The 21,819-nt window shown below is 73.0% G+C and carries 17 protein-coding genes; 8 read left to right on the forward strand and 9 right to left on the reverse strand.

Features of this window, described 5'->3' with window-relative positions; genetic code table 11:
• Positions 1-102: 102 nt before the first annotated feature.
• Entirely contained in the window at positions 103-1,338 is a 1,236-nt protein-coding gene (locus tag IF99_RS30645; RefSeq protein WP_030995833.1) for an MFS transporter, read from the reverse strand.
• A gap of 246 nt (positions 1,339-1,584) precedes the next feature.
• On the opposite strand from IF99_RS30645, the gene IF99_RS0108935 reads away from it, so the two are divergent.
• Entirely contained in the window at positions 1,585-2,496 is a 912-nt protein-coding gene (locus IF99_RS0108935; RefSeq protein ID WP_030995834.1) for a LysR family transcriptional regulator, read from the forward strand.
• Between the two features lie 94 nt (positions 2,497-2,590).
• Here IF99_RS0108935 and IF99_RS0108940 read toward each other — a convergent pair whose 3' ends face one another.
• Positions 2,591-3,502 (reverse strand): aldo/keto reductase, encoded by a 912-nt coding sequence (locus IF99_RS0108940; protein WP_030995835.1) that lies wholly within the window; start codon positions 3,500-3,502, stop codon positions 2,591-2,593.
• Positions 3,503-3,614: 112 nt separating this feature from the next.
• Here IF99_RS0108940 and IF99_RS0108945 point away from each other — a divergent pair, with 112 nt between their 5' ends.
• The 4 genes from IF99_RS0108945 to IF99_RS0108960 all read left to right on the forward strand — a co-directional run bounded on the left by IF99_RS0108945 (position 3,615) and on the right by IF99_RS0108960 (position 6,347).
• A complete protein-coding gene (locus IF99_RS0108945; RefSeq protein ID WP_030995836.1) occupies positions 3,615-4,217 on the forward strand; it encodes a TetR/AcrR family transcriptional regulator in 603 nt (200 codons plus the stop codon).
• Between the two features lie 13 nt (positions 4,218-4,230).
• A complete protein-coding gene (locus tag IF99_RS0108950; RefSeq protein WP_037826634.1) occupies positions 4,231-4,680 on the forward strand; it encodes a hypothetical protein in 450 nt (149 codons plus the stop codon).
• 4 nt (positions 4,681-4,684) lie between these two features.
• A complete protein-coding gene (recO, locus tag IF99_RS0108955; RefSeq protein ID WP_030995838.1) occupies positions 4,685-5,434 on the forward strand; it encodes a DNA repair protein RecO in 750 nt (249 codons plus the stop codon).
• A gap of 70 nt (positions 5,435-5,504) precedes the next feature.
• Positions 5,505-6,347 (forward strand): isoprenyl transferase, encoded by an 843-nt coding sequence (locus IF99_RS0108960; protein ID WP_030995839.1) that lies wholly within the window; start codon positions 5,505-5,507, stop codon positions 6,345-6,347.
• Between the two features lie 134 nt (positions 6,348-6,481).
• On the opposite strand, the gene IF99_RS0108965 is transcribed toward IF99_RS0108960, so the two are convergent.
• The 5 genes from IF99_RS0108965 to IF99_RS0108985 all read right to left on the reverse strand — a co-directional run bounded on the left by IF99_RS0108965 (position 6,482) and on the right by IF99_RS0108985 (position 10,782).
• Entirely contained in the window at positions 6,482-7,258 is a 777-nt protein-coding gene (locus IF99_RS0108965) for a VOC family protein (RefSeq protein WP_030995840.1), read from the reverse strand.
• Between the two features lie 131 nt (positions 7,259-7,389).
• Positions 7,390-7,815: a Fur family transcriptional regulator gene (locus IF99_RS0108970; protein WP_030995841.1), complete on the reverse strand. Its 426-nt coding sequence runs from the start codon at positions 7,813-7,815 to the stop codon at positions 7,390-7,392.
• 11 nt (positions 7,816-7,826) lie between these two features.
• Positions 7,827-8,777 carry a metal ABC transporter permease gene (locus IF99_RS0108975; protein ID WP_030995842.1) on the reverse strand — a complete coding sequence of 317 codons (951 nt, stop codon included), beginning with the start codon at positions 8,775-8,777 and terminating at the stop codon, positions 7,827-7,829.
• A gap of 24 nt (positions 8,778-8,801) precedes the next feature.
• Complete coding sequence (locus IF99_RS0108980) at positions 8,802-9,620, reverse strand: metal ABC transporter ATP-binding protein (RefSeq protein WP_030995843.1); 819 nt, start codon at positions 9,618-9,620, stop codon at positions 8,802-8,804.
• Positions 9,621-9,783: 163 nt separating this feature from the next.
• Positions 9,784-10,782 carry a metal ABC transporter substrate-binding protein gene (locus IF99_RS0108985; protein ID WP_030995844.1) on the reverse strand — a complete coding sequence of 333 codons (999 nt, stop codon included), beginning with the start codon at positions 10,780-10,782 and terminating at the stop codon, positions 9,784-9,786.
• Between the two features lie 288 nt (positions 10,783-11,070).
• On the opposite strand from IF99_RS0108985, the gene IF99_RS0108990 reads away from it, so the two are divergent.
• A complete protein-coding gene (locus IF99_RS0108990) occupies positions 11,071-12,453 on the forward strand; it encodes a glycine--tRNA ligase (protein WP_007827298.1) in 1,383 nt (460 codons plus the stop codon).
• A 310-nt stretch (positions 12,454-12,763) separates the two neighbouring features.
• Here IF99_RS0108990 and IF99_RS0108995 read toward each other — a convergent pair whose 3' ends face one another.
• Together IF99_RS0108995 and IF99_RS0109000 are read right to left on the reverse strand one after the other, a co-directional pair.
• Positions 12,764-17,041 carry a discoidin domain-containing protein gene (locus IF99_RS0108995; RefSeq protein ID WP_030995845.1) on the reverse strand — a complete coding sequence of 1,426 codons (4,278 nt, stop codon included), beginning with the start codon at positions 17,039-17,041 and terminating at the stop codon, positions 12,764-12,766.
• Positions 17,042-17,720: 679 nt separating this feature from the next.
• Positions 17,721-18,908, reverse strand: coding sequence for an acyl-CoA dehydrogenase family protein (locus IF99_RS0109000; RefSeq protein WP_030995846.1), 1,188 nt, complete (start codon positions 18,906-18,908; stop codon positions 17,721-17,723).
• A gap of 202 nt (positions 18,909-19,110) precedes the next feature.
• Between IF99_RS0109000 and IF99_RS0109005 the strand changes: the two genes are divergently transcribed.
• Together IF99_RS0109005 and IF99_RS0109010 are read left to right on the forward strand one after the other, a co-directional pair.
• Positions 19,111-19,371 (forward strand): DUF6243 family protein, encoded by a 261-nt coding sequence (locus IF99_RS0109005; RefSeq protein ID WP_030995847.1) that lies wholly within the window; start codon positions 19,111-19,113, stop codon positions 19,369-19,371.
• A gap of 174 nt (positions 19,372-19,545) precedes the next feature.
• Complete coding sequence (locus IF99_RS0109010; RefSeq protein WP_030995848.1) at positions 19,546-21,774, forward strand: APC family permease; 2,229 nt, start codon at positions 19,546-19,548, stop codon at positions 21,772-21,774.
• Positions 21,775-21,819: the final 45 nt, after the last annotated feature.

The following is a 21,819-nucleotide window of genomic DNA, read 5'->3' on the forward strand; positions in this document are numbered from 1 at the left end:
TTTCGGTGTGAGTCCCTCCGGCGGGTGCGCTTCCGGCGGGGCCGCTCCCGGCGCGGGCGTGCCCGGCGGGAGCAGCCGGGCGGCACGGGCGCACGCGGCGCCTCACCCCTCGGCGGCCACCGCCTCCCCCCGCGCCCGTCCCCGGTCCCGCCCCGGCAGCAGCAGTACCGGCGTCGCCAGTAGCGCGAGGCCCGCCAGGCCGAGGGCGGCGCGCGGGCCCGTCCAGGTGGCGAGCAGGCCCCCCGCCGCCGTCAGCACCGCGATCGCCGTGCTCGTGCTCACCGTCCAGGCGGCGAGAGTGCGGGCCACGAGGTGCCGCGGGGTGAGGTCGAGGCGGCGCGTCGCGAGGAGCGGGTTGAAGATCCCGCAGCACGTGATGAGCCCGGCCTCCACCACCATCACCAGGACGAGCCCCGCCGGCCCGGGCCCCACCCCTGCGAGCCCCACCGGCCAGCACACCCGCAGCACCCCCGTCACGCGCAGCACGCGGCGCGCCCCGTACCGCCGCGCGAGCGGTCGCGCCACGCGCGCCCCGAGCAGCCCGCCCAGACACGGCACGGCGAAGGCGAGCCCGTACTCCCACGGCGCGTAGCCGAGCCGCCCGAGCAGCAGCACGGCGAGCAGCGGCTCCGTCGCCATGAGCAGCCCGTTGACCGCGAGGGTGTTGAGGAACAAGGGGCGCAGCGCGGGCTCGGAGAGCAGATGGCGCCAGCCCGCGAGGAGCGCGGTGGCACGCGGCGTCTCGGGGTCCCGTGCGGGCTCCGGCTCCGTACCGCCGATCGCCCGCAGCCCGAGGGCGGAAAGGAGGTAGCTCACGGCGTCCGCGAGCACCGTCGTCACGGGCCCGAGGACGCCGATCGCCGCGCCGCCGAGCGGAGGGCCGAGCACGGTCGCGCTCCATGTCGTCGCCTCGAAGCGGCTGTTGGCGAGGAGCAGTCCGTCCGGCGGCACGAGCCACTTCAGGTACGCGCCGCTCGCCGCGCGGAAGGCGATGTCGGCCGCCGCCGTCACGACCGAGACGAGCAGCAACTGGCCGAAGGAGAGCACCCCGCACGCGTACGCGAGCGGCACGCTCAGCAGTGCTCCGCAGCGTACGAGGTCCGTCGCGACCATCACGGGCCGCTTGCGCCGGAACTCGACCCACGGCCCCAGCGGCACCGCGAGCAGCGCCCCCACCGCGCGCCCGGCCGCCGCGAGCAGCGCGACGCGACCTGGGCCCGCGTCGAGCACGAGCACCGCGAGCACGGGAAACGCCCCGAATCCGAACCCGGTCCCGTACGCGCTCACCGCGTACGCGCCCCACAGCCACCCGAACGACCGCCCCAGCCGATCCCTCACCCGCCCACCACTCCCTCGCCGCCTGTTCCGACCTGCGGCATCCAAGCGGCCGGAGGAGGCGCGCGGCAAACAACCGGAGGGGGAGCGGGGACAACCGGGGGTTGTGCGGGGACGCGGGGGCCACCCAGGCGTCCGCTCCCGAGGCCGGTACTCGCTCCACTCTGCGGGGGCCCGCCCTCCCGGGTCCCCGGCTCCCGCACCGGCGGCCCGGCACAACCCCTGGTTGTCCCCGGTAGGCTCCCGCGGATGGATCTCGATGGGGTGCGCACCTTCGTCGCCGTCGTCGACGGCGGGCGGTTCCGCGACGCCGCGGCCGTGCTCGGGGTGACCCAGCAGGCCGTGTCCAAGCGGGTCGCCGCGCTGGAGGGGCGGCTCGGGGTGCGCCTCTTCGCACGCGGGGCGCGGGGGGCCTCGCTCACGCCCGAGGGGGCGGCGTTCCTCCCGTACGCGCGCGAGTTGCTGCGCGCCGAGACGCGCGCGCTCGACGCGGTACGGGCGGAGCGCCGCCCCCTGCGCGTCGACGTGATCGGGCGCAGGCTCGCCCCCGCCGCGCTGCTGCACGCCTTCTCGCTCGCGCACCCCGAGGCCGCGCTCGACGTCGTGACGCTGGAGGACGCCGTGCCCGCGCTGCGCGAGGGGAGCGTGGACGCGAGCTTCCGGGCCGTCCCCGTACCGCTCGCGGGACTCGCGCACGTGCGCGTGCACGACGAGCCCCTCGAACTCGTGACGGGACCCGGGCACCCCCTCGCCGCCGCCTCCGAGGTGAGCCCCGCGAGGCTCGCCGGCCACCGCCTGTGGATACCGGGCCTCGTCCCCGGCACCGAGTGGGCCACGTACTACGCCGACCTCGCCGCCGCCTTCGGCCTCACGATCGTCCGTTCGGGCCCCGGCGCCGAACCCCTCCTCGACACCCTCGCCCACGAGCCCGCGCTCGCGACCCTCGTCGGCGCGGGCACCCGCCTCCACTGGCCCCCGGGGCTCGGTCTGCGCCGCGTCCCGCTCACCGCCCCGGCCCCCGTCTACCCCCACGCCCTCCTGTGGCGCCGCACCAACCCCCACCCGGCCCTCGCCACCCTGCGCGCGTGGCTGGCGGGCAGGGCCGCGAGGGAGGAGCGGGGCAAAGGCGCGGGCGAGACGTGGGCGCCGGAGTGGGCGTAGGGGAGGGCGCGGAGAGGCCCGGCCGGGCGTCGCGGGCCCGGCGGCACGCGCCGCCGTCCGCGCCTCTCCGCACGGGACCCGCCCCGCTCGGCGCTCAGCCGATCCGTACGTCCGAACTCCGGGACTCCACCGCGTCCAGCGCCGCCATCGCCGCCTCGTCGAGGACGAGGGACCCCGCCGCCGTGTTCTCCTCCAGGTGCGCGACGCTCGCGGTGCCGGGGATGAGCAGCGTGCCCGGGTGGTGGTGCAGGAGCCAGGCGAGGCCGACCTGCGAGACCGTGGCGCCGAGGTCGTCGGCGATCCGTACCGCCGCGACCTCCTCGGAGACCTTCGGCAGGCCCGGGAAGGCGCCGCCGAGCGGGAAGTACGGGACCCACGCGATGCCCTCCGCCGCGCACACCGCGAGCACGTCCTCGGCGTCCCTGCCGACCAGGCTGTACGCGTTCTGCACGCACACGATCCCCGCCGGAAGCGCCTGGCGCAGCACCTCGGCCGTCACGCTGCTCAGCCCGATCCCGCCGATCTTCCCCTCGTCGCGCAGCGCGGTCATGACCGCGAGCTGGTCGTCGAGCGGCACGATCTGGTCGCCCTCGGCGCGCAGGCCGGGGCCGGTGTCGGCGCGGCGGAGGTTGACGACGTCGATGCGCTCGCGGCCGAGCGTGCGCAGGTTGTCCTCGACGCTCGCGCGCAGTTCGCCGGGACGCTGCGCGAGACGGAGCGGGACCGGCCCCTCCGGCTCCGGGTCGGCGCCGACCTTGCTCACGACCACGACGTCCCCGGCGTCCCCGAACGCCTCGCGGATCATCTCGTTGACGTGGCCGAAGCCGTAGAACTGAGCGGTGTCGACGTGGTTCACGCCCAGTTCGCGGGCGCGGCGCAGCAGGGCGACGGCGGCGGGGCGGTCGGCGCGGAGCCGTTCGAGCTGCATCGCGCCGTAGCCGACCCGGGCGACGGTGCGGGCGCCGAGCGGCGCCGTGCCGCCGGGGGCGGGGGAGTGCTGGTTCATGGGGTCCTCCTGCGAGGGGTACGGAGAAGACAGACGTGGGACCATGGAACGAAGCGGAGGTCCCTCCGCTCATGTGAACGACCGTAGCACTCTTACCGGAGGAGCCTCCGCTTTGCCCGCCGCCCCGTCGTCCCGCGCCTCCGCTTCCGGAGCGCCCCGCGCCCCCCGCGCCGATGCCCTGCGCAACCGCGAAAAGCTCGTCGAGGCGGCCCGGAACGCCTACGCCGTCGCCAGCGAGGGCGGCCCCGAGGCCACCCTCGAAGGCATCGCCAAGGCGGCGGGCGTCGGCATCGGCACGCTCTACCGGCACTTTCCCGACCGCGAGGCGCTCGTCGAGGCGGTGTACGCGGCCGAGCTCGACGCGGTCGTCGCGGCGGCGGCCGGACTCGCCGCGAGCGAGCCCCCCGAGCGCGCGCTGCGGGCCTGGTTCGGCCGGTACGGGGAATTCGTCGCCGCCAAGCGCGGCATGGCCGACACGCTGCGCTCCGCCTTCGACGCGGGCCGCCTCACCCCCTCCACGACCCGTTCCCGGGTCACCGAGGCGGTCGGTGTCCTCCTCGAAGCGGGCGCGAAGGCGGGCGTCCTGCGCGACGACGTCCGCCCCGACGACGTCACCGCCCTCCTCCTGGGCGTCTTCCTCTCGGCCGGCCCCCGGGGCGAGCAGACCCCCCGCCTCCTGGACCTCCTGGTGGACGCCCTGCTGCCGCGCGCGTAGGTACGGTCGGCGTATGAAGCGGTGGGGGAGTGCGGCGGGGCGAGGAGGGAGCGCGGCGGCGTGGTGCCGGGGGCTGTACGTGGCGGGTTTCGCCGAGGGGACCGTGGCCCACGTCGTCGATCTGGCGCGGGGCGGCCTGGACGCCTACGAGAACTTCCCGTACGCCCCGGTCCGGGCCCTGTTCCTCGCCCTCGTCGTCCTCGACCCGCTCGTCGTCCTCCTGCTCCTGCGGGCCCCGGTGGCCGGGGTGGCGGCCGGGGCGCTGGTGATGGCGCTCGACCTCGCGGCGAACCTGACGGCCAACGCGGGCGACCTCGCCGCGGCGCCGCTACGGACCCTGCCGGGGATGGCGCCGCTGCTGCTCTTCGGTGCCTTCGTGCTCGCCACGGCGTGGCCCCTCACCCGCGCGCTGGGCAGGAGAGCACCGGCGCTCCAGGAAGGCGGGGCCGACGCAATAAAATGAGCGCATGAGTCTGTTCCGCGACGACGGCATCGTGCTGCGCACCCAGAAGCTCGGCGAAGCGGACCGGATCATCACGCTCCTCACGCGCGGGCAGGGACGGGTGCGGGCCGTGGCACGCGGGGTGCGGCGGACGAAGTCGAAGTTCGGGGCGCGCCTGGAGCCGTTCTCCCACGTCGACGTGCAGTTCTTCGCGCGCGGCAGCGAACTGATCGGGCGCGGGCTGCCGCTGTGCACGCAGAGCGAGACCATCGCCCCGTACGGCCGCCACATCGTCAGCGACTACAGCCGCTACACCGCCGGCACCGCGATGCTGGAGACCGCCGAGCGCTTCACGGTCAACGAGGGTGAGCCCGCGATCCAGCAGTACCTGCTCCTCGTCGGCGGCCTCCGCACCCTCGCCGAGGGCAGCCACGCCCCCGCCCTCGTCATGGACGCCTTCCTGCTCCGCTCCCTCGCCGTCAACGGCTACGCCCCGAGCTTCGGCGACTGCGCCCGCTGCGGCCTCCCCGGGCCCAACCGCTTCTTCTCCGTCTCCTCGGGGGGAGCGGTCTGCGGCGACTGCCGGGTGCCCGGTAGCGTCGTACCCTCCTCGGAGACCCTGATCCTGCTCGGCGCGTTGCTGACCGGGGACTGGGCCACCGCCGACGCCTGTGAGGCGCGGCACGCCAGGGAGGGCAGCGGGCTCGTCTCCGCCTACCTCTCCTGGCACCTGGAGCGCGGGCTGCGCTCGCTGCGCTACGTCGAGAAGCAGTAGGACGGCAGCCGCCCGCACGGCACACCGCCGTCAAGATGCACCGTCGTTGAAAGATGCGGAGACAGCACCCATGGCAGTACGCGGGATTCTCGGACGCCAGCGCCGCGAGTACCGGACCCCCGATCCGCACCCCTCCGGAGCCGTCCCGCCGAAGCTCCCCTCCGAACTGGTCCCGGGGCACGTCGCGATCGTCATGGACGGCAACGGCCGCTGGGCGAAGGAGCGCGGGCTGCCCCGTACCGAGGGCCACAAGGTCGGTGAGTCGGTCGTCATGGACACCATGAAGGGCTGTCTGGAACTCGGCATCAAGAACATCTCGCTCTACGCCTTCTCCACCGAGAACTGGAAGCGCTCGCCCGAGGAGGTCCGCTTCCTCATGGACTTCAACCGCGAGGTCATCGCGCGCCGCCGCGACGAGATGGACGCTCTCGGCATCCGCATCCGCTGGGCCGGGCGGATGCCGAAGCTGTGGAAGTCGGTCGTCAAGGAACTCCAGATCGCCCAGGAGCAGACCAAGGAGAACGACGCCCTCACGCTCTACTTCTGCGTCAACTACGGGGGGCGCGCCGAGATCGCCGACGCCGCCCGCCGTCTCGCCGAGGACGTCGCCGCCGGGCGCCTCGACCCGGGCAAGGTCAGCGAGAAGACCTTCCAGCGGTACCTCTACTACCCGGACATGCCGGACGTCGATCTCTTCCTGCGTCCCAGCGGGGAGCAGCGCACCTCGAACTTCCTGCTCTGGCAGTCGAGTTACGCCGAGATGATCTACCAGGACGTGCTGTGGCCGGACTTCGACCGCCGCGACCTGTGGCGCGCCTGCGTCGAGTACGCCAAGCGCGACCGCCGCTTCGGCGGCGCGGTCCCCAACGAGCAGTTGCTCGCGATGGAAGAGGGGATGCGCGGGCGCGCCTAGGCGAGAGTGCGGGGCGGGTACGGGCGCGGCGCGCCGCCTTCGCGGGCGGCCCCGTCACCCCGGACCGGCCCCGCGCTCACCCGCACCGGCCCGGCTCACCCCGCACCGGACCGCTCACCCCGGCGCGCCCCGGCTCAGCCCCGTACGAGGCCGAACACCGTGCCGTCCGGGGCCCGCAGCGCCGCGCGGCCCGCGCGTGCCGTGGGTTCGCCCTCGACGAGGAGCGTCGCGCCGCCCGCGAGCGCGGCGGCCACCGCCCGGTCGAGGTCGCCCGCGAGGAAGTCGGGCTGCCAGCGCGGGCGCGGGCGCTTGGCGCCCGTGCGCAGCGGGGAGACGGAGAGCAGCGGGCGGGTGCCGCGCAGCAGGAGCGTCGCGTCCGGCGGGGCAGGGTGGGCCTTCGCGCCGAGGACGCGGGTGTGGAAGGCGAGCGCGTCGGCCGGGTCCGGGGTGTGCAGGCGGTAGCGGACCGCCTCGGTGAGCGCGGCGCCGGGTCCCGGCTCCCACAGCGTGACGCCGAGGCCCTGCCGGTCGGCGGCGAGAACGCCCCGGCCGCCTTCGAGCGGCAGCGGGCCCACCGCGACCGTGCCGCACAGCGCGCGCACCTTCTCGGCAGCGGCCCGCACGTCGGGGACCGTCAGGCACGGGGACCACACGCCCGGCCCTGTACCGGTGTAGGAGCGGCCCACCACGAGGACCTGGGAGCCGTGCGCGTCCAGTCCGCGCCACAGGCCGCCGGGGCCGCCGCCGGGCTCGAAGCGGAGACCGAGAACCTTCGCGTAGAAGGCGCGGGCCCGCTCGGGCGCCGGGGACTGGAGCGCGGCCCAGGCCGCGCCGGAACGCGGCGGGGGAACGGCGGCACGAGCGGGACGCGGTAGCGGGCTCGTCACAGGAGTGGCGACGCTGTCTGGCACGGGGACCTCCGGGGTGACCGGACACGGGTGATCCCCGCCTACCCGGAGGAGAGCGCCTCAATCATGCGAATCCCCCATGGAGTGGCCCACCTCACAGGCTCCGCGCGCTCCGTTGACGCCTCCCGGCCGCCTTACGCGCGGGCCTGGCCCGCCGCGTGGCAGTCACCGCACGTCCCGAAGATCTCCACCGTATGGGCGACTTCCACGAAGCCGTGCTGGGCTGCCACCGTCGCGGCCCACTCCTCGACCGCCGCGCCCTCGACCTCCACGGCCTTGCCGCAGCTCCGGCAGACGAGGTGGTGGTGGTGCTGCTCCGTGGCGCACCGGCGGTAGACCGCCTCGCCCTCCGCGTTGCGCAGCACGTCGACCTCGCCCGCGTCGGCGAGGGACTGGAGCGTGCGGTAGACCGTGGTGAGGCCGACCGAGTCGCCCCGGTGCTTGAGCATGTCGTACAGGTCCTGGGCGCTGCGGAACTCCTCGACCTCGGAGAGGGCCGAGGCCACGGCGGCGCGCTGCCGGGTCGAACGCCCCCGTACCGGGGGTCCAGCGGTGGTCACCGGTTGCCTCCTCACGTCTGCTGGCTGGTCATTGTGCCAGGTGCGGCGGTGCCCGAGCCGCCGCCGACGCCCGCGACGTGCTCTTCCGGCCGTGCGTCCGTGCCCGGTTCCAGCGGGCATCCGGCCGGGTCGGCAACCGCTTTCGCCCTGGCCTGGCGGCGCGCCAGCGGCGTGGCGAGGAGCGCGAGCACGACGAACACGGCGATCGCGAGCAGCACGATCGTGCCGCCGGGCGGGAGGTCCTGGTAGTACGAGAGCGTCGTGCCGCCGAGCGTCGTGACGACACCGATCGCGACCGCGCCCGCGAAGGTGAACGCGAAGCTGCGCGTGAGCTGTTGCGCCGCCGCGACCGGGATCACCATGAGCGCGCTCACCAGGAGCAGGCCCACGATCCGCATCGCGACGGTGACGGTCGCCGCCGCGGTGACGGCGACGAGCAGGTTGAGCAGCCGCACGGGCAGCCCCGTCACGCGCGCGTACTCCTCGTCCTGGCTCACCGCGAAGAGCTGCCGCCGCAGTCCCACCGTGACCAGCACGACGAAGCCCGCGAGCACGCACACGGCGACGACGTCGCTCGGCGAGACGGTCGAGAGCGAACCGAACAGGTACGAGGTGAGGTTGGCGTTCGAGCCGGCCGGGGCGAGGTTGGTCAGCACGACGCCGCCCGCCATGCCCCCGTAGAAGAGCATCGCGAGCGCCACGTCGCCGCGCGTGCGCCCGTACCAGCGGATGAGTTCCATCACGATCGCGCCGCCGACCGAGACGGCCGCCGCCGTCCACAGCGGCGAGGCCGAGAGCAGGAAGCCGAGGCCGACGCCGGTGAGGGCCACGTGCCCGATGCCGTCGCCCATGAGGGCCTGGCGGCGCTGCACGAGGTAGATGCCGATGGCGGGCGCGGTGATGCCGACGAGCACGGCCGCGAGCAGCGCGCGCTGCATGATGACGGACTGGAGCATGTCCATGGTTCGCTCTGCCTTCCTCGCCGCTCAGCCGAGCAGCCCGCCGCGGACCGGTTCGGCCGCGCCGGAGTGGGGGTGGACGTGGTCGTGGCCGGGCAGCGCGTGCTGGCCGACGGCGCGCGGGGGCGGCCCGTCGTGCACCACGCAGCCGTCGCGCAGGACGACCGCGCGGTCGATGAGCGGTTCGAGCGGCCCGAGTTCGTGGAGCACGAGGAGCACGGTCGTGCCGCGCTCGACCTGGGCGGCGAGCGTGCGGGCCAGGACCTGCTGGCTCTCCAGGTCCACGCCCGCCATCGGCTCGTCCATGACGAGCAGTTCGGGCTCGCAGGCGAGCGCGCGGGCGATCAGGACACGCTGGTGCTGGCCCCCGGAGAGCGCTTCGACGGGGTCCTTCGCGCGGTCCGCCATCCCCACCTCTTCGAGCGCGGCGCGTATCGCCGCGCGGTCCGCGCGCCCGAGGAACCCGAGCCTCGCGCGCGCGAGCCGCCCCGAGGCGACGATCTCGGAGACGGTCGCGGGGACGCCCCCGGCGGCGGTCGTGCGCTGCGGTACGTACCCGAGGCGCGCCCAGTCGCGGAACCGCCTGAGCGGGGTCCCGAACAGCTCGACACCGCCGCCGGTGACGGGCACCTGCCCGATCGCGGCGCGCACCGCCGTCGACTTGCCCGAGCCGTTGGCGCCGAGCAGCGTCACGACCTCGCCGCGCCGCACCCGCACGTCGACCCCGTGCAGGACGGGGCGCGCGCCGAGCCGCGCGGAGACCTCGCGCAGCGCGAGCACGGTCTCCCGGCCGTCGCCGGGCTCGCCGCGGTCGTCGTCCGCGCCGGAGCGGGGTGAGGGAATCATGGGCGCGCCTCCTGGGAGCGAAGTGCGGGTGCGGTGGGGCGGAACGAGGTGACGGGCGGGACGGGCGCGGACGCGGCCGGCGCTGTGGCACGCGCGCGGGGCCGGGGAGGGCCGTCCGGCGCCGTAGGGCCGGGGGAGCGGCCGTCCGGCGCCGGACGGCCGCTCAGGAGGCTCCCAGCGCCTTCTGGAGCGCCGTGAGGTTCGCGTGCATGACCTCGATGTAGTCGTCGCCGCGCGAGGCGTCCGTGATGCCCTCCAGCGGGTCGAGCACATCGGTCCTGAGACCCGAGTCGCTCGCCACGGTCTTGGCGGTGCGGTCGGAGACGAGTGTCTCGTAGAAGACGGTCGTCACGTCGTGGGCCTTCGCGATCTCGCGCAGCTCCTTCATGCGGGCGAGGCTCGGCTCGCTCTCGGGGTTGAGGCCCGCGATGGCCTCCTCGGTGAGGCCGTAGCGCTCGGCGAGGTAGCCGAAGGCGGCGTGCGTCGTGAGGAAGACCTTCGTCTTCGTGTGCTCCAGGCCCTCGCGGTAGTCCGCGTCCAGCTCGGCGAGTTTACCGACGAGGGTCTTCGTGTTCTTCGCGTACGTGTCCGCGTGGTCGGGGTCGGCCTTCTCCAGCTCCTTGCCGACGCCCTTCGCGAGCTGCGCGTAGCGGACGGGGTCGAGCCACACGTGCGGGTCCTCGCCCCCCTCGCCGCCGTGGTCGTGGTCGTGCTCCTCGCCGTGGTCGTGCTCCTCGGCGTGCCCGCCGACCTCCGTGCCGTGCTTCTCCAGCGTCGTGAGCGAGGTCACGTCGAGCTTGTGCTTCACCGAGGACTGCGCGGCGACGTCGTCCACGGAGGGCTGGAGGCCCTTGAGGTAGAGGAGGACGCCGGAGTTCTCGACCTCGACGGTCTGCTTGGCGCTGATCTCCAGGTCGTGCGGCTCCTGGCCCGGCTTGGTCAGGGTGTCCACGTCCACGTGGTTCCCGCCGATCTCCTCGGCGAGGTAAGTGAGGGGGTAGAACGCGGACGTGATCCTGAGCTTGCCGTCCTCGTTCGAGCCGGAGCCGGTGGAGGAGCAGGCGGCGAGGACACCCGCGCCCAGGACGGCGGCGAGGGAGCCGGCGACGGCGCGGAGGGATATGGGGGAGCGGCGGCGGGAGCTGGGCTTCATGACACTCATTTTCAACAAAAGTGGAAACGATTGTCAATTACGAGAGTGGTGGGCGTCCGGACGCGCTCCGTGACCGGCCGAGGCATCCGCCGCCCGACCCGTCGGCACGCCCCCGGGGCGGTGGGCGGACCGCGTCCGACGCACCCGCCGGGGCGGTGCGCACCGCCCCGGAACCGCGTGCCGGGGAACCGATTTGGTCCGGGGTGCGGGGCCGCCGGTAACCTGAGGCATTCGCTGGGCAGTGGCGGGCTCGCCGGGCCCAGAAGACCGCTTCGTCGTCGTAATGAAGAGAGCACCGTGGCCGCCGACAAGATCGACACCATCGTCAGCCTGAGCAAGCGCCGTGGCTTCGTCTACCCCAGCAGCGAGATCTACGGCGGCCAGCGCGCCGCCTGGGACTACGGGCCCCTGGGTGTCGAGCTGAAGGAGAACATCAAGCGCAACTGGTGGCGCTACATGGTCACCTCGCGCGACGACGTGGTGGGCCTCGACTCCTCCGTCATCCTCGCGACCGAGGTCTGGGTGGCCTCGGGCCACGTCGCGACCTTCAGCGACCCGCTCACCGAGTGCACCTCCTGCCACAAGCGCTACCGCGCCGACCACCTGGAGGAGGCGTACGAGGAGAAGCACGGCCACCTCCCCCCCGGCGGCCTCGCCGACCTCAACTGCCCCAACTGCGGCAACAAGGGCACCTTCACCGAGCCCAAGCAGTTCTCCGGCCTGCTGGAGACGCACCTCGGCCCCACGCAGGACACCGGCTCGGTCGCCTACCTGCGCCCCGAGACCGCGCAGGGCATCTTCACCAACTTCGCCCAGGTCAAGCTGACCTCCCGCCGCAAGCCGCCCTTCGGCATCGCGCAGATGGGCAAGTCCTTCCGCAACGAGATCACGCCCGGCAACTTCATCTTCCGCACCCGCGAGTTCGAGCAGATGGAGATGGAGTTCTTCGTCAAGCCGGGCGAGGACGAGAAGTGGCAGGAGTACTGGATGGAGCAGCGCTGGAACTGGTACACGGGCCTGGGGCTGCGCGAGGAGAACATGCGCTGGTTCGAGCACCCGAAGGAGAAGCTCTCCCACTACTCCAAGCGCACCGCCGACATCGAGTACCGCTTCCAGTTCGGCGGCTCCGAGTGGGGTGAGCTGGAGGGCGTCGCCAACCGCACGGACTACGACCTCTCCGCGCACGCCAAGGCGAGCGGCCAGGACCTCTCCTACCGCGACCAGGAGGCCGGCGAGAACTGGACGCCGTACGTCATCGAGCCCGCCGCCGGTGTCGGCCGCACGATGCTCGCCTTCATGCTCGACGCGTACGCGGAGGACGAGGCGCCCAACGCCAAGGGCAAGCTGGAGAAGCGCGTCGTGATGCGCCTCGACCCGCGCCTCGCCCCGGTCAAGGCGGCGGTGCTCCCGCTCTCGCGCAACCCGGAGCTCTCGCCGAAGGCCAAGAGCCTCGCCGCCGCGCTCCGCCAGCACTGGAACATCGACTTCGACGACGCGGGCGCCATCGGCCGCCGCTACCGCCGCCAGGACGAGATCGGCACGCCGTTCTGCGTCACCGTCGACTTCGACACGCTCGACGACAACGCGGTCACCGTGCGTGAGCGCGACACGATGAAGCAGGAGCGGGTCTCTCTCGACCAGATCGAGGGCTACCTCTCGGCGCGCCTCATCGGCTGCTGAGCCACCGCGGCGCCGGGCCGCCCGCCCCGTACGCACGGGAGCGGGCGGCCCGGCGCCGTCCTGGCGCCCTCCGGGAAGGCGAGTCGCGGGAGCGAGCCCTTCTGCGTGGCCTGCGCCTTCGGCGAGGGCTGTTTCCGTGCCTTCGCCGAGGGAGACGGAGCCCCATCGGCGGGTGAGGGCCGAGCCGCCCCACCGGCAGGTGGGAGCGGCACGCGTCCGTGGCCGGGGGCGGCACGCGGGCGGGGCCCGCTCTCCCGTGGGAGCGGGCCCCGCCGTCCTGCCTTCCCTCCGTGCTCAGGGGTGAGGGTGCTCAGGGGGTGACGTTGATCTTGAAGGTCGACGTCGTGTTGCGGATGTCCTGCGCGTTGCCCGACATCTTGAGGTTCTTGAAGGTCGCCTCGCCCACCGCCGGGCCCTGGCCCGGTTCGGGGAGCTCGTTGGCCCAGATGCCCCAGCCGGACTTCGCGTCGAAGGCGTCGCCGCTCTTCTTGGAGTTGGTGATGGTGATGTCGGTCAGGATCGTGTCCTTGACCGGGAACTGCGGCTGGCCGCCCACGTAGTTGGTCTGGAACATCACGCCGCCGTACGTCGAGTCGTTGATGTCGACGTTGGTGACGCGGATGCCCTGGAAGACCTTCGACGCGGAGAACATCCAGATCGCCGGGAAGACCTGCGAGCCCCAGAAGTGGCCACCGGTGCGTTCCAGCGTCACGTTCTCGACGGTCGTCGGTTCGGTCCCGAAGCCGTTCATCGGGTAGCCGAAGTCGAGCGAGGAGATCGTGATGCCGGAGTACACGAGGGTGTCCGCGATCCGGATGTTGCGGAAGGTGTTGCTGTAGCCGCCGTAGACCGCGAGGCCCGCCGCACGCCAGGTGAGCGTGGAGGTCAGGTTCTCGAAGACGTTGTTCTTCTCGTCGGCCCCGCCCGCGTCGATCGCCGAGAACAGCGCGAAGCTGTCGTCGCCGGTGGCCCGGGCGTCGTTGTTGACGACGTGGTTGTCCGTCGATCCGTTGGTCATGTTGACGCCGTCGGCGAACATGTCACGGATGCGGGAGTTCTTGATCGTCATGTTGTCGGTGTTCGCGCCCCAGTAGAGGCACACCATGTGCTCGACCCAGATGTTGTCGATGGTGATGTCCGAGACGTTGGAGAAGTCGAACACCTTGCCGGGACCGTCGATCCGGGACGTGTAGTTGCCGAAGTAGGCGAACCCGGCGAACGAGGAGCCCTTGGCGCTCGCCTCGGCGCGGAAGCCGATGTCGGTGTTCTCCTGCGACGAGGGTGCGTGGAAGCGGGTGAACCAGGGCCCGGCGCCGACGACCTGGACCGCCTTGCCGTAGACCTGGAACTTGCTCGACGTCTCGTAGTCACCGGCGGGCAGGTAGACGCCGACGAGCTTGCCGGTCGTGTCCATGCGGACCTTGTCCAGGGCGTTCTGCACGTCCTGGTGCGAGAAGCCGGCGGGGACGGTGTACGCGGCCGGGTCCGGGTTGGCGGCGGCGGTCGCCAGCTCGGTGTTGACGAAGTCGATCGCGTACGTGGAGGAGTTGGCGGCGTCCTTCTGGAGGCGGATCTTCGAACCGGCCGGCACGGTCTTGCCGAGCTGGAGGTTCGCCTCGTCGTAGATGTGGCGCGGGGCGCCGGAGCCCGCGTCGTTGCCGGGCGCCGTCTCGTTGCCGTACAGCCAGGCGTACTTCGACGTGAGGTCGATGGGCTTGAGGAACTGGCCGTCCACGTACACGTTCAGTGTGGTGGTGGTGCCGTCCGGGACGGAGAAGCGGGTGACCAGGGTGTTGGTCGCGGCCCGGGTCGTCCACTCCACGTACTGGCCGGTGCCGGAGAGGGTCACGGCCTTGCGCCCGCTCGCCTCGCCCGCCACGTCGCCGATGGTGCGGTTGGGGCCGACCACCTTGGCGCCACCGCCGAGGGTGCCGTCCTCGGCCTCGTACATGTCGTACGGCATGTTCGCGCCGCGCCCGATGAAGAGCGCCTGCTCGGTGGTGTTGTTGTCCCGCTTGACCGGGAGTTCGTTGGCGTCGGCCGCGATGACGGTCCTGACGGTGAACTTGCCGTTGGCGGCGGTCCAGGAGCCGAGGTTCACGGCGGAGGTCGTGGACCCGGCGGCGATCGCGCCGTTGTAGGCGCCGGTCAGGGTCTTGACGGTGGTGCCCGAGGCGTCCTGGATCGCCAGTGTCACGTTGTGGGCGCCGGAGGCCGAGGTCTGGGTGCCCTGGTTCTTGATCGCGACGCTGAAACTGACGTTCTGCCCGGCGGTGGCGCTGGAGGGCGACCAGGAGACGGGGGACGCGAGGAGGTCGGAGCTGGAGACCGGCTTGACCACGAGGGCGTCGGAGCGCGTGAAGGTGTTGTTCGACTCGTTCTGCTCGACGACCTTGTTCGACGGGTCCACCTCGGCGCTCAGCGGGTAACTGCCCGCGTCCCGCGCGCCGATGCTCGCCGTGACCGTCTTCGACTCGCCGGCCGCGAGCGCGGGGACGTCCGCCGTGCCCGCCTTGGTCCCGCCGAGCGAGAAGTCCAGGTCGGTCGCCTTGGCGGCCTTCGTGCCGCTGTTGGTGACGGTCGCGCTCAGGCTGATCGCGTCCGACTCGACCGGCGCGGCGGGCGAGTTGGTGATCCCGGTGACCTTGAGGTCCGGGTTGGCCGCCGGGGTGCCGATGACCTGGAACTCGGCGACCTGCGCGCCCGGGGCGCCCGTGTTCTTGGTGAACTTGAGCTGGACGTCGGCGGCGGAGCCGGTCACCGGAATGGTCACCGTGTTGCCGCTGCCCGGGTCGAAGGCGTAGTCCTTCGCGGCGGCGAGGCTCGTGAAGGAGGTGGCGTCCTGGTCACGGCCGAGCACCTGGATGTTCTGGGTGCGCGAGGACCAGGCGGCGTCCGGGGTGAGCTTCACGACGACCTGGCCGAGGTCGGCGTTCGCACCGAGCTTCGTGGTCAGCGTCGCCGGGTACGAGCCGCCCCCGCTCTCCCAGTAGGTGCTGGTGAGACCGTCGTTGGCGTTCGCCGCGACGAAGGTGAAGGTGCTCGACGAGGCCTCGATCGGCTTGCCCTGGGCGAGGTTCGAGCCGGAGCCACTGGTGGAGCCGGGGCGCGTGACGCTGTTGCTCGCGACGGACACGTTGCCCGCCGCGTCCTTCGCCTTGACGTAGTACGTGACGGTCGTCGCCGCCGAGGGCTTGTCGGTGTACGTGAGGACGTCCCCGGCGACCGACGTGACGAGCTTGTCGTTCGCGTAGACGTCGTACCCGGTGACCTTGACGTTGTCGCTCGCGGCCTGCCAGGTCAGCTTCACGTCGGAACCGGACTGCGTGTACGCCAGGTTGCCCGGCGCGGTCGGGGCCTGCGTGTCGCCGCCCTGGCCCTTGCGGGTGACGCTGTTGCTGTTCGGCGAGACGTTCCCTGCCGCGTCCTTGGCGCGCACGTAGTACGTGACGTCCGTGGAGGCGGGCTGGTTGTCGGTGTACGTCAGGACGTTGCCCGCCACGCTCGCGCGGAGCAGGCCGTTGGCGTAGATGTCGTAGCCGGTGACCCCGGTGTCGTCGCTCGCCGCCTTCCAGTCGAGCTTGATCTGCCCGGAGGCGGGCTCGGTGAAGACGAGGCCGGAGGGTGCGGTCGGCGCCTGCGTGTCACCCGTCGCGGGCCCGTAGACCTCCAGCTCGGCGAGCTGCCCGGCGGGCCAGCCGGTGTTGGCGGTGACGAGGACGCGTACGTACCGGGTCGTCGTCGTGTCGAAGGAGATGTCCGCCGACTGGTCGCTGTTCGCGTCGAAGGTGTAGGCCTTCGAGGCGGACAGGTCCGTGAAGTTCTGGTTGTCCGTCGAGCCCTGGATCTTCAGCGTCTGCTGGCGGCTCGGCCAGCCGCTCGGCAGCCGCAGCGCCACCTGGTTGACCTTGACGGAGGAGCCGAGATCGACCTGCACCCACTGCGGGAACGCGTTGTTCTTGCTCTCCCAGTAGGTGGCGCGGTTGCCGTCCCCGGCGTTGGCCGCGCCGTAGACGTCGGCGTGGCCCGACTCGCTGAAGGTCTTGCCCTGGGCCAGGTTGGGGCTCGCGGCGGCGGTCGTGCGGACCTGCATCTCGGCGAGCTGCCCCGTCCCCGTCACCGAGTTGGCGGTGAACTCGGCCCGTACGTACCGGGCGAGCGTGGCGGGCACGGAGACCTTGACGGTGTTCCCGTTGGCCGGGCCGAAGGTGTACCGCGCGGACGACTTCAGCGTCGCCCAGCTCGTGCCGTCCGCGCTGCCCTGGAGGGCGAGCGTCTGCTCGCGGCTCTCCCAGTTCGGGGGAAGCCTGAGGACGACCTGCTTGACGCGCTTGGCCTTGCCGAGGTCGGTCTGCACCCACTGCGCCGACTTCTCGCCGGCCTGCCAGTAGGTCGAGGCGTCGCCGTCGGTCGCGTGGGCGGCGGAGTGCTTGCCGAGGGTGCTGCCCGCCGTGGTGGTGGCGGGGGCGGCGCCGGGTCCTCCGGCGGCCTGGGCGCCGAGGGCCGGCAGCCCGAGCACCATGACCCCGGAGGCGAGCACGGCGCTCGCCGTACGGCGTCTCCAGCGCCTGGACGCGGATCTTGACATCGCGGGGGTCCCTCTCTGCGGGGCCTCGTGCGCGGGGGCGCGCGAGGGCGGCTCATGGAACAGGGGGCAGAGCGGTGGCCCCGGCCGGGACGAGCGGCGGGGAGGCCGCCCGGACCGCACGGGGCCGGGCCGCCGGGCCCGGAGGAGGGCACGGCGGCCCGAGCGGGTGAACTCATGTTCTTGCGCTCGATTATTGGAATATTGCAGAGAGTTGTAAGGCGGTCTACGGGTGGGACGGAGGAATTTGCCCCGACCGACCGTCAGGAGAGCGGATGAGGGGGGCGGTCGGGGCCTCCCCGTCATGACCCGGAATCGTTCTTTCGCGCACGGCGCTGACACATCCGCACTCCGCCGGGGACGCCTTCGAAGCTGGCGGCAGCACGTCAGACCAGGGCGGTCGCAAAGCGGTTGACGTTCCGCAAGCCCACCCGGAGCGCGCCTTGCCTGACGCCCCACCCGACCCCCGGGCTCGGTGCGGTCGGCGTTCCGGGCGCGGGCTCCTGGGAGACCTTCCAGTTCGTGGCGACGCTCCTCGGGGGGCGCTGGGCCCCTCCACCCGAGCTTCACGGGGGGCAAGGACTTCGGCGTCAACGGCTTCACGCTGGCGGGGGAGGGGGCTGAGGGCCGGTTGGGTGGTAGGGGGCGGGCGGGCCGGGGCGGTGGGCCGCCCGCCTCCGTCTCATCGCAGCGCCGACTCGCCCGTCAGTGCCTGGCCGATCATCAGCGTGTGCATCTCCGCCGTGCCCTCGTAGGTGAGGACCGATTCGAGGTTCGCCATGTGGCGCATGACCGGGAATTCGAGCGAGATGCCGTTCGCGCCGAGGATCGTGCGGCTCGTACGGGCGATGTCGAGCGCCTTGCCGACGTTGTTGAGCTTGCCGAGACTCACCTGCTCGGGGCGCAGCCCCACCGAGTCCTTGCGGCGGCCGAGGTGCAGCGCGAGCAGCGTGCCGTTGGTCAGCTCGACCGCCATCGACGCGAGCTTCGCCTGCGTGAGCTGGAAGCCCGCGAGCGGCTTGCCGAACTGCTCGCGCTCCTTCGCGTACGCCAGCGCGGTACGGAAACAGCTGCGCGCCGCGCCCAGGGCGCCCCAGAGGATGCCGTACCGCGCCTCGTTGAGGCACGACAGCGGACCGCGCAGCCCCGTGACGTCCGGGAGCACCGCGTCGGCGGGCAGCCGCACCCCGTCGAGCAGCAGCTCACTCGTCACCGAGGCGCGCAGCGAACCCTTGTGCTTGATCGGCGGCGCCGAGAAGCCGGGCGCGTCCGTCGGCACGACGAAGCCGCGCACCCCCTCCTCGGTCCGCGCCCACACGACGGCGACCGAGGCGACCGAGCCGTTGGTGATCCACATCTTGCGCCCGTCGAGCACCCAGTCGGAGCCGTCGCGGCGCGCCCGTGTGCGCATCCCGCCCGGGTCCGAGCCGTGATCGGGCTCGGTGAGCCCGAAGCAGCCGATCGCCTCGCCGGTCGCCATGCGCGGCAGCCACTCCCGCTTCTGCTCCTCGCTCCCGAAGCGGTGGATCGCGTACATCGCGAGCGAGCCCTGGACGCTCACGAGCGAGCGCAGCCCCGAGTCCGTCGCCTCCAGCTCCAGACACGCGAGCCCGTACTCCACGGCGCTCGTCCCGGCACACCCGTAGCCCTCCAGGTGCATCCCGAGCAACCCCAAGGACCCCAGTTCCCTGGCAAGTTCGCGCACCGTTGGCAGCTCGCCGCTCTCGTACCACCCGGCGATGTGCGGCTCCACGGAGGCGTCGCACACCTGCCGCACCGTCTGCCGCACCGCCTTCTCCTCGGGGCTCAGCAGGTCGTCGATCCCCGCGAGGTCCAGCGGGTCGGACTTCGGGGCGGTCCTCTTGCTCATACGTCGTCCTCCTGATGCGGGTGCGTGCGGCCGCCATCCTCGCGCGCGGGGCCGTCGCTGGGCAGGCCCCGAAAACGTGGTGCGCGGCACGTCCGGGGTCGGCTACCGTCTTCCCATGTTCTTCATGACGCCGATCTACGAGTGAGCGCGCGCGGGCACGGCCCGCCCCCCACCCCACCTTCCCCACGATCGGAGTCGAGTCATGGCCAAGAGCCGTAACAATCTGCTGGGCGTAGGCGGCCAGCGCGGTCACCTGCCGAAGAACGGCGGCCCGGGTTCGGGCGGCCCGCACGGCGCGGGCGACCGCCAGGCCGCCGAGACCCGCAAGCAGGAGCTCGCCCGCCGGATGCGCGAGCGCCTGACGGGCACGGAGCAGGCCGCCACGGACGCTTCCGAGTCCCGGACGGACGCTTCCGAGTCCGGGGCCGGTACGGAGCAGGGCGCCGCCGAGCCGCGCGCCTGACCCCCCGCACGCACGACCGAGGCGCCCCGCACACCGTGCGGGGCGCCTCGCCGCGTCTCCCCCTCCTCGTTCCAGGCGCACGGGGAAGGGCGGGAGAGCACCGGGTGGAGACGCACGGAGCCGCGCGCGGCGTTTCGCCCGCTTTCGCCCGTTCCGCTCGCCACACTGTGGCGGGTGAACGCGTCACGCCAGGGCGGAGACGAGGATCCCGGTCTCCCGCGCCCCTCCCAGCTCCTGCCACCCCTCGACCCCGAACAGCTCGACGTGCTCGCCGAGTTGGGCCGCCGCTGGCCGCGCCTGGCCCCGTACCGCCCGCGGACGTACGAGTCGCTGCCCGTCGACCCCGACCTCGGCGAGTTCCGCCGCGCCGAGGTGGGCCGCGGCCCCTTCGGCCGCCTCGCCCCCGTCGGCCCCCTCGCGCCGCCCCGCACCGAGGACCGCGAGGGCGAGGAGACCACCGACGCGAGCCCCGAGAAGGCGGGCCCCACTCCTCTCCACCGCGCCCGCCGCCTCCTCCTCGGCGCCCCCCTGCGCACCACCACGCTCGCCCACGAGAGCACGCGCAAGCTCGTCGCGCTGCCGGTGCTCGCCGCCGACGCGCTCTCCTCGGTGGCGTACGGGCCCGAGGCGCTGCTCGCCGTGCTCGTGCTCGCGGGCTCGGCCGGGCTCGCCTGGGCGCTGCCGATCGCGGCCACGATCGCGTTCCTCATGCTCGCCGTCGGAGCGTCGTACCGGCAGACGATCCGTGCCTATCCGCACGGCGGCGGCTCGTACATCGTGGCGAGCGACAACCTCGGGCGCATGCCCGGACTGCTCGCCGCCGGTGGGCTCCTCATCGACTACGTGCTGACCGTCGCCGTCTCCCTCTCGGCCGGGATCGCCGCCGTCACCTCCGCGCTGCCCGCCCTGCGCCCGGCCGTCGTCCCGCTCGGGCTCGCCACCGTCGCGGTGCTCCTGCTCGGCAATCTGCGCGGCGTCCGGCAGGCCGGGATGATCTTCGCGGCGCCGACCTACGCCTTCCTGATCGCCGTCGTCGCCCTCGTCGTCTCCTCCCTGGTCGACGCGGCGCACCGCGACTTCGTCCCCGTACCGCCCACGCTCCCGCACGCCACCGAGGGCGTCAGCATCCTCCTCGTGATGCGCGCCTTCGCCTCCGGCTCGACGGCGATGACGGGGATCGAGGCCATCTCCAACGCGGTGCCCGCCTTCCGTCCCGTGCGCTGGCGCAACGCGCGCACGACGCTCACGTGGATGATCGGCCTGCTCATCGCGCTCTTCGCGGGCGTCGTCGCGAGCGCGCACTTCAGCGGCGTCGTTCCGGGGGGCAATCAGACGATCCTGTCGCACATGGCGCGCCTGACCTTCGGGCCGGGCTTCCTCTACGGGTACACGCAGGCGGCGACGGCCGCCGTGCTGCTCCTGGCCGCGAACACCGCGTACAACGACTGCCCGCGCGTCCTGCACCTGCTCGCGCGCGACGACCACGCCCCGCACCTGTTCCAGCGCCAGGGCGACCGGCTCGCCTTCAACAACGGCATCACCGCGCTCTCCGTGACCGCCGCGCTCGTCTTCGTCGCCTTCGACGGCCAGACCGCCGCGCTCATCCCGCTCTACGCGGTCGGCGTCTTCCTCGCCTTCACGCTCTCGCAGGCGGGCATGGTCGTGCACTGGCACCGGCGCCGCACCGAGCCGCACCGCCGCAAGAACCTCCTCTTCAACGCGACAGGCTGCGTGCTCTCGGGGCTCGTCCTCGTGACGGCGGCGGTCACGAAGTTCCTCGAAGGCGCCTGGGTCGCGCTCCTCGCCATCGCGGCCTTCGTCGTGCTCGCCACGCGGGTGCGCGGGCACTACGCGCGGGTCCGCGCGGCGCTGCGGCTGCGCCCGCAGGCGGTGACGCACGTGGACGCGCGGTTGCTGGCGGCCCGGGCGGAACCGGAGCGGGAGGGCGCCCGCGAGGAGGGCCCCGCCTGCCGGGACGAGGAGGAGGAGACACCGCAGCAGGTACGGCACCTGACCGTCGTCGCCCTCGCCGTGCTCGACCTCTCGGGCCTGCGCGCCCTCGCCTACGCGGCCTCGCTCGGACAGCCGCTCCTCGCCCTCCACATCAGCCCCGACGAGGAGGAGGCCGACCGCTTCCGGGAGTACTGGGAGCGCTGGGGCGACCACGTCCCGCTGCACGTCGTCCTCTCCCCGTACCGCGCCCTGATCGCCCCGCTCGTGCACTACATCGCGACCCTGCACGCCCAGCGCCCCGAACTCACCATCACGGTCGTCCTCCCGGAGATCGTCCCCCGCCACCCCCACCACCGCCTCCTGCACAGCCACGACGCGGCCCGCCTGCGCCGGGCGCTGCGCCCCCTCCCGAAGATCGTGATCACGGAGGTGCCCTTCCACGTGCCGTAGCGTCCGGGGCGAGGGTGGGGCCCGGGGCAACGAGGGGCGCCGTCC

It is taken from the genome of Streptomyces sp. NRRL F-5630 (assembly GCF_000719475.1).
GTDB lineage: Bacteria > Actinomycetota > Actinomycetes > Streptomycetales > Streptomycetaceae > Streptomyces.

Excerpts from the sequence above, each read along its gene's own strand:
- IF99_RS0108975 (WP_030995842.1), bottom strand. The coding sequence starts at position 8,777 with ATGGACATGCTCCAGTCCGTCATCATGCAGCGCGCGCTGCTCGCGGCC.
- IF99_RS0108985 (WP_030995844.1), bottom strand. The coding sequence starts at position 10,782 with ATGAGTGTCATGAAGCCCAGCTCCCGCCGCCGCTCCCCCATATCCCTC.
- IF99_RS0109000 (WP_030995846.1), bottom strand. The coding sequence starts at position 18,908 with ATGAGCAAGAGGACCGCCCCGAAGTCCGACCCGCTGGACCTCGCGGGG.
- IF99_RS0109005 (WP_030995847.1), top strand. The coding sequence starts at position 19,111 with ATGGCCAAGAGCCGTAACAATCTGCTGGGCGTAGGCGGCCAGCGCGGT.
- IF99_RS0108960 (WP_030995839.1), top strand. The coding sequence starts at position 5,505 with ATGGCAGTACGCGGGATTCTCGGACGCCAGCGCCGCGAGTACCGGACC.
- IF99_RS0108980 (WP_030995843.1), bottom strand. The coding sequence starts at position 9,620 with ATGATTCCCTCACCCCGCTCCGGCGCGGACGACGACCGCGGCGAGCCC.
- IF99_RS0108995 (WP_030995845.1), bottom strand. The coding sequence starts at position 17,041 with ATGTCAAGATCCGCGTCCAGGCGCTGGAGACGCCGTACGGCGAGCGCC.
- IF99_RS0108950 (WP_037826634.1), top strand. The coding sequence starts at position 4,231 with ATGAAGCGGTGGGGGAGTGCGGCGGGGCGAGGAGGGAGCGCGGCGGCG.
- recO (WP_030995838.1), top strand. The coding sequence starts at position 4,685 with ATGAGTCTGTTCCGCGACGACGGCATCGTGCTGCGCACCCAGAAGCTC.
- IF99_RS0108935 (WP_030995834.1), top strand. The coding sequence starts at position 1,585 with ATGGATCTCGATGGGGTGCGCACCTTCGTCGCCGTCGTCGACGGCGGG.
- IF99_RS0108940 (WP_030995835.1), bottom strand. The coding sequence starts at position 3,502 with ATGAACCAGCACTCCCCCGCCCCCGGCGGCACGGCGCCGCTCGGCGCC.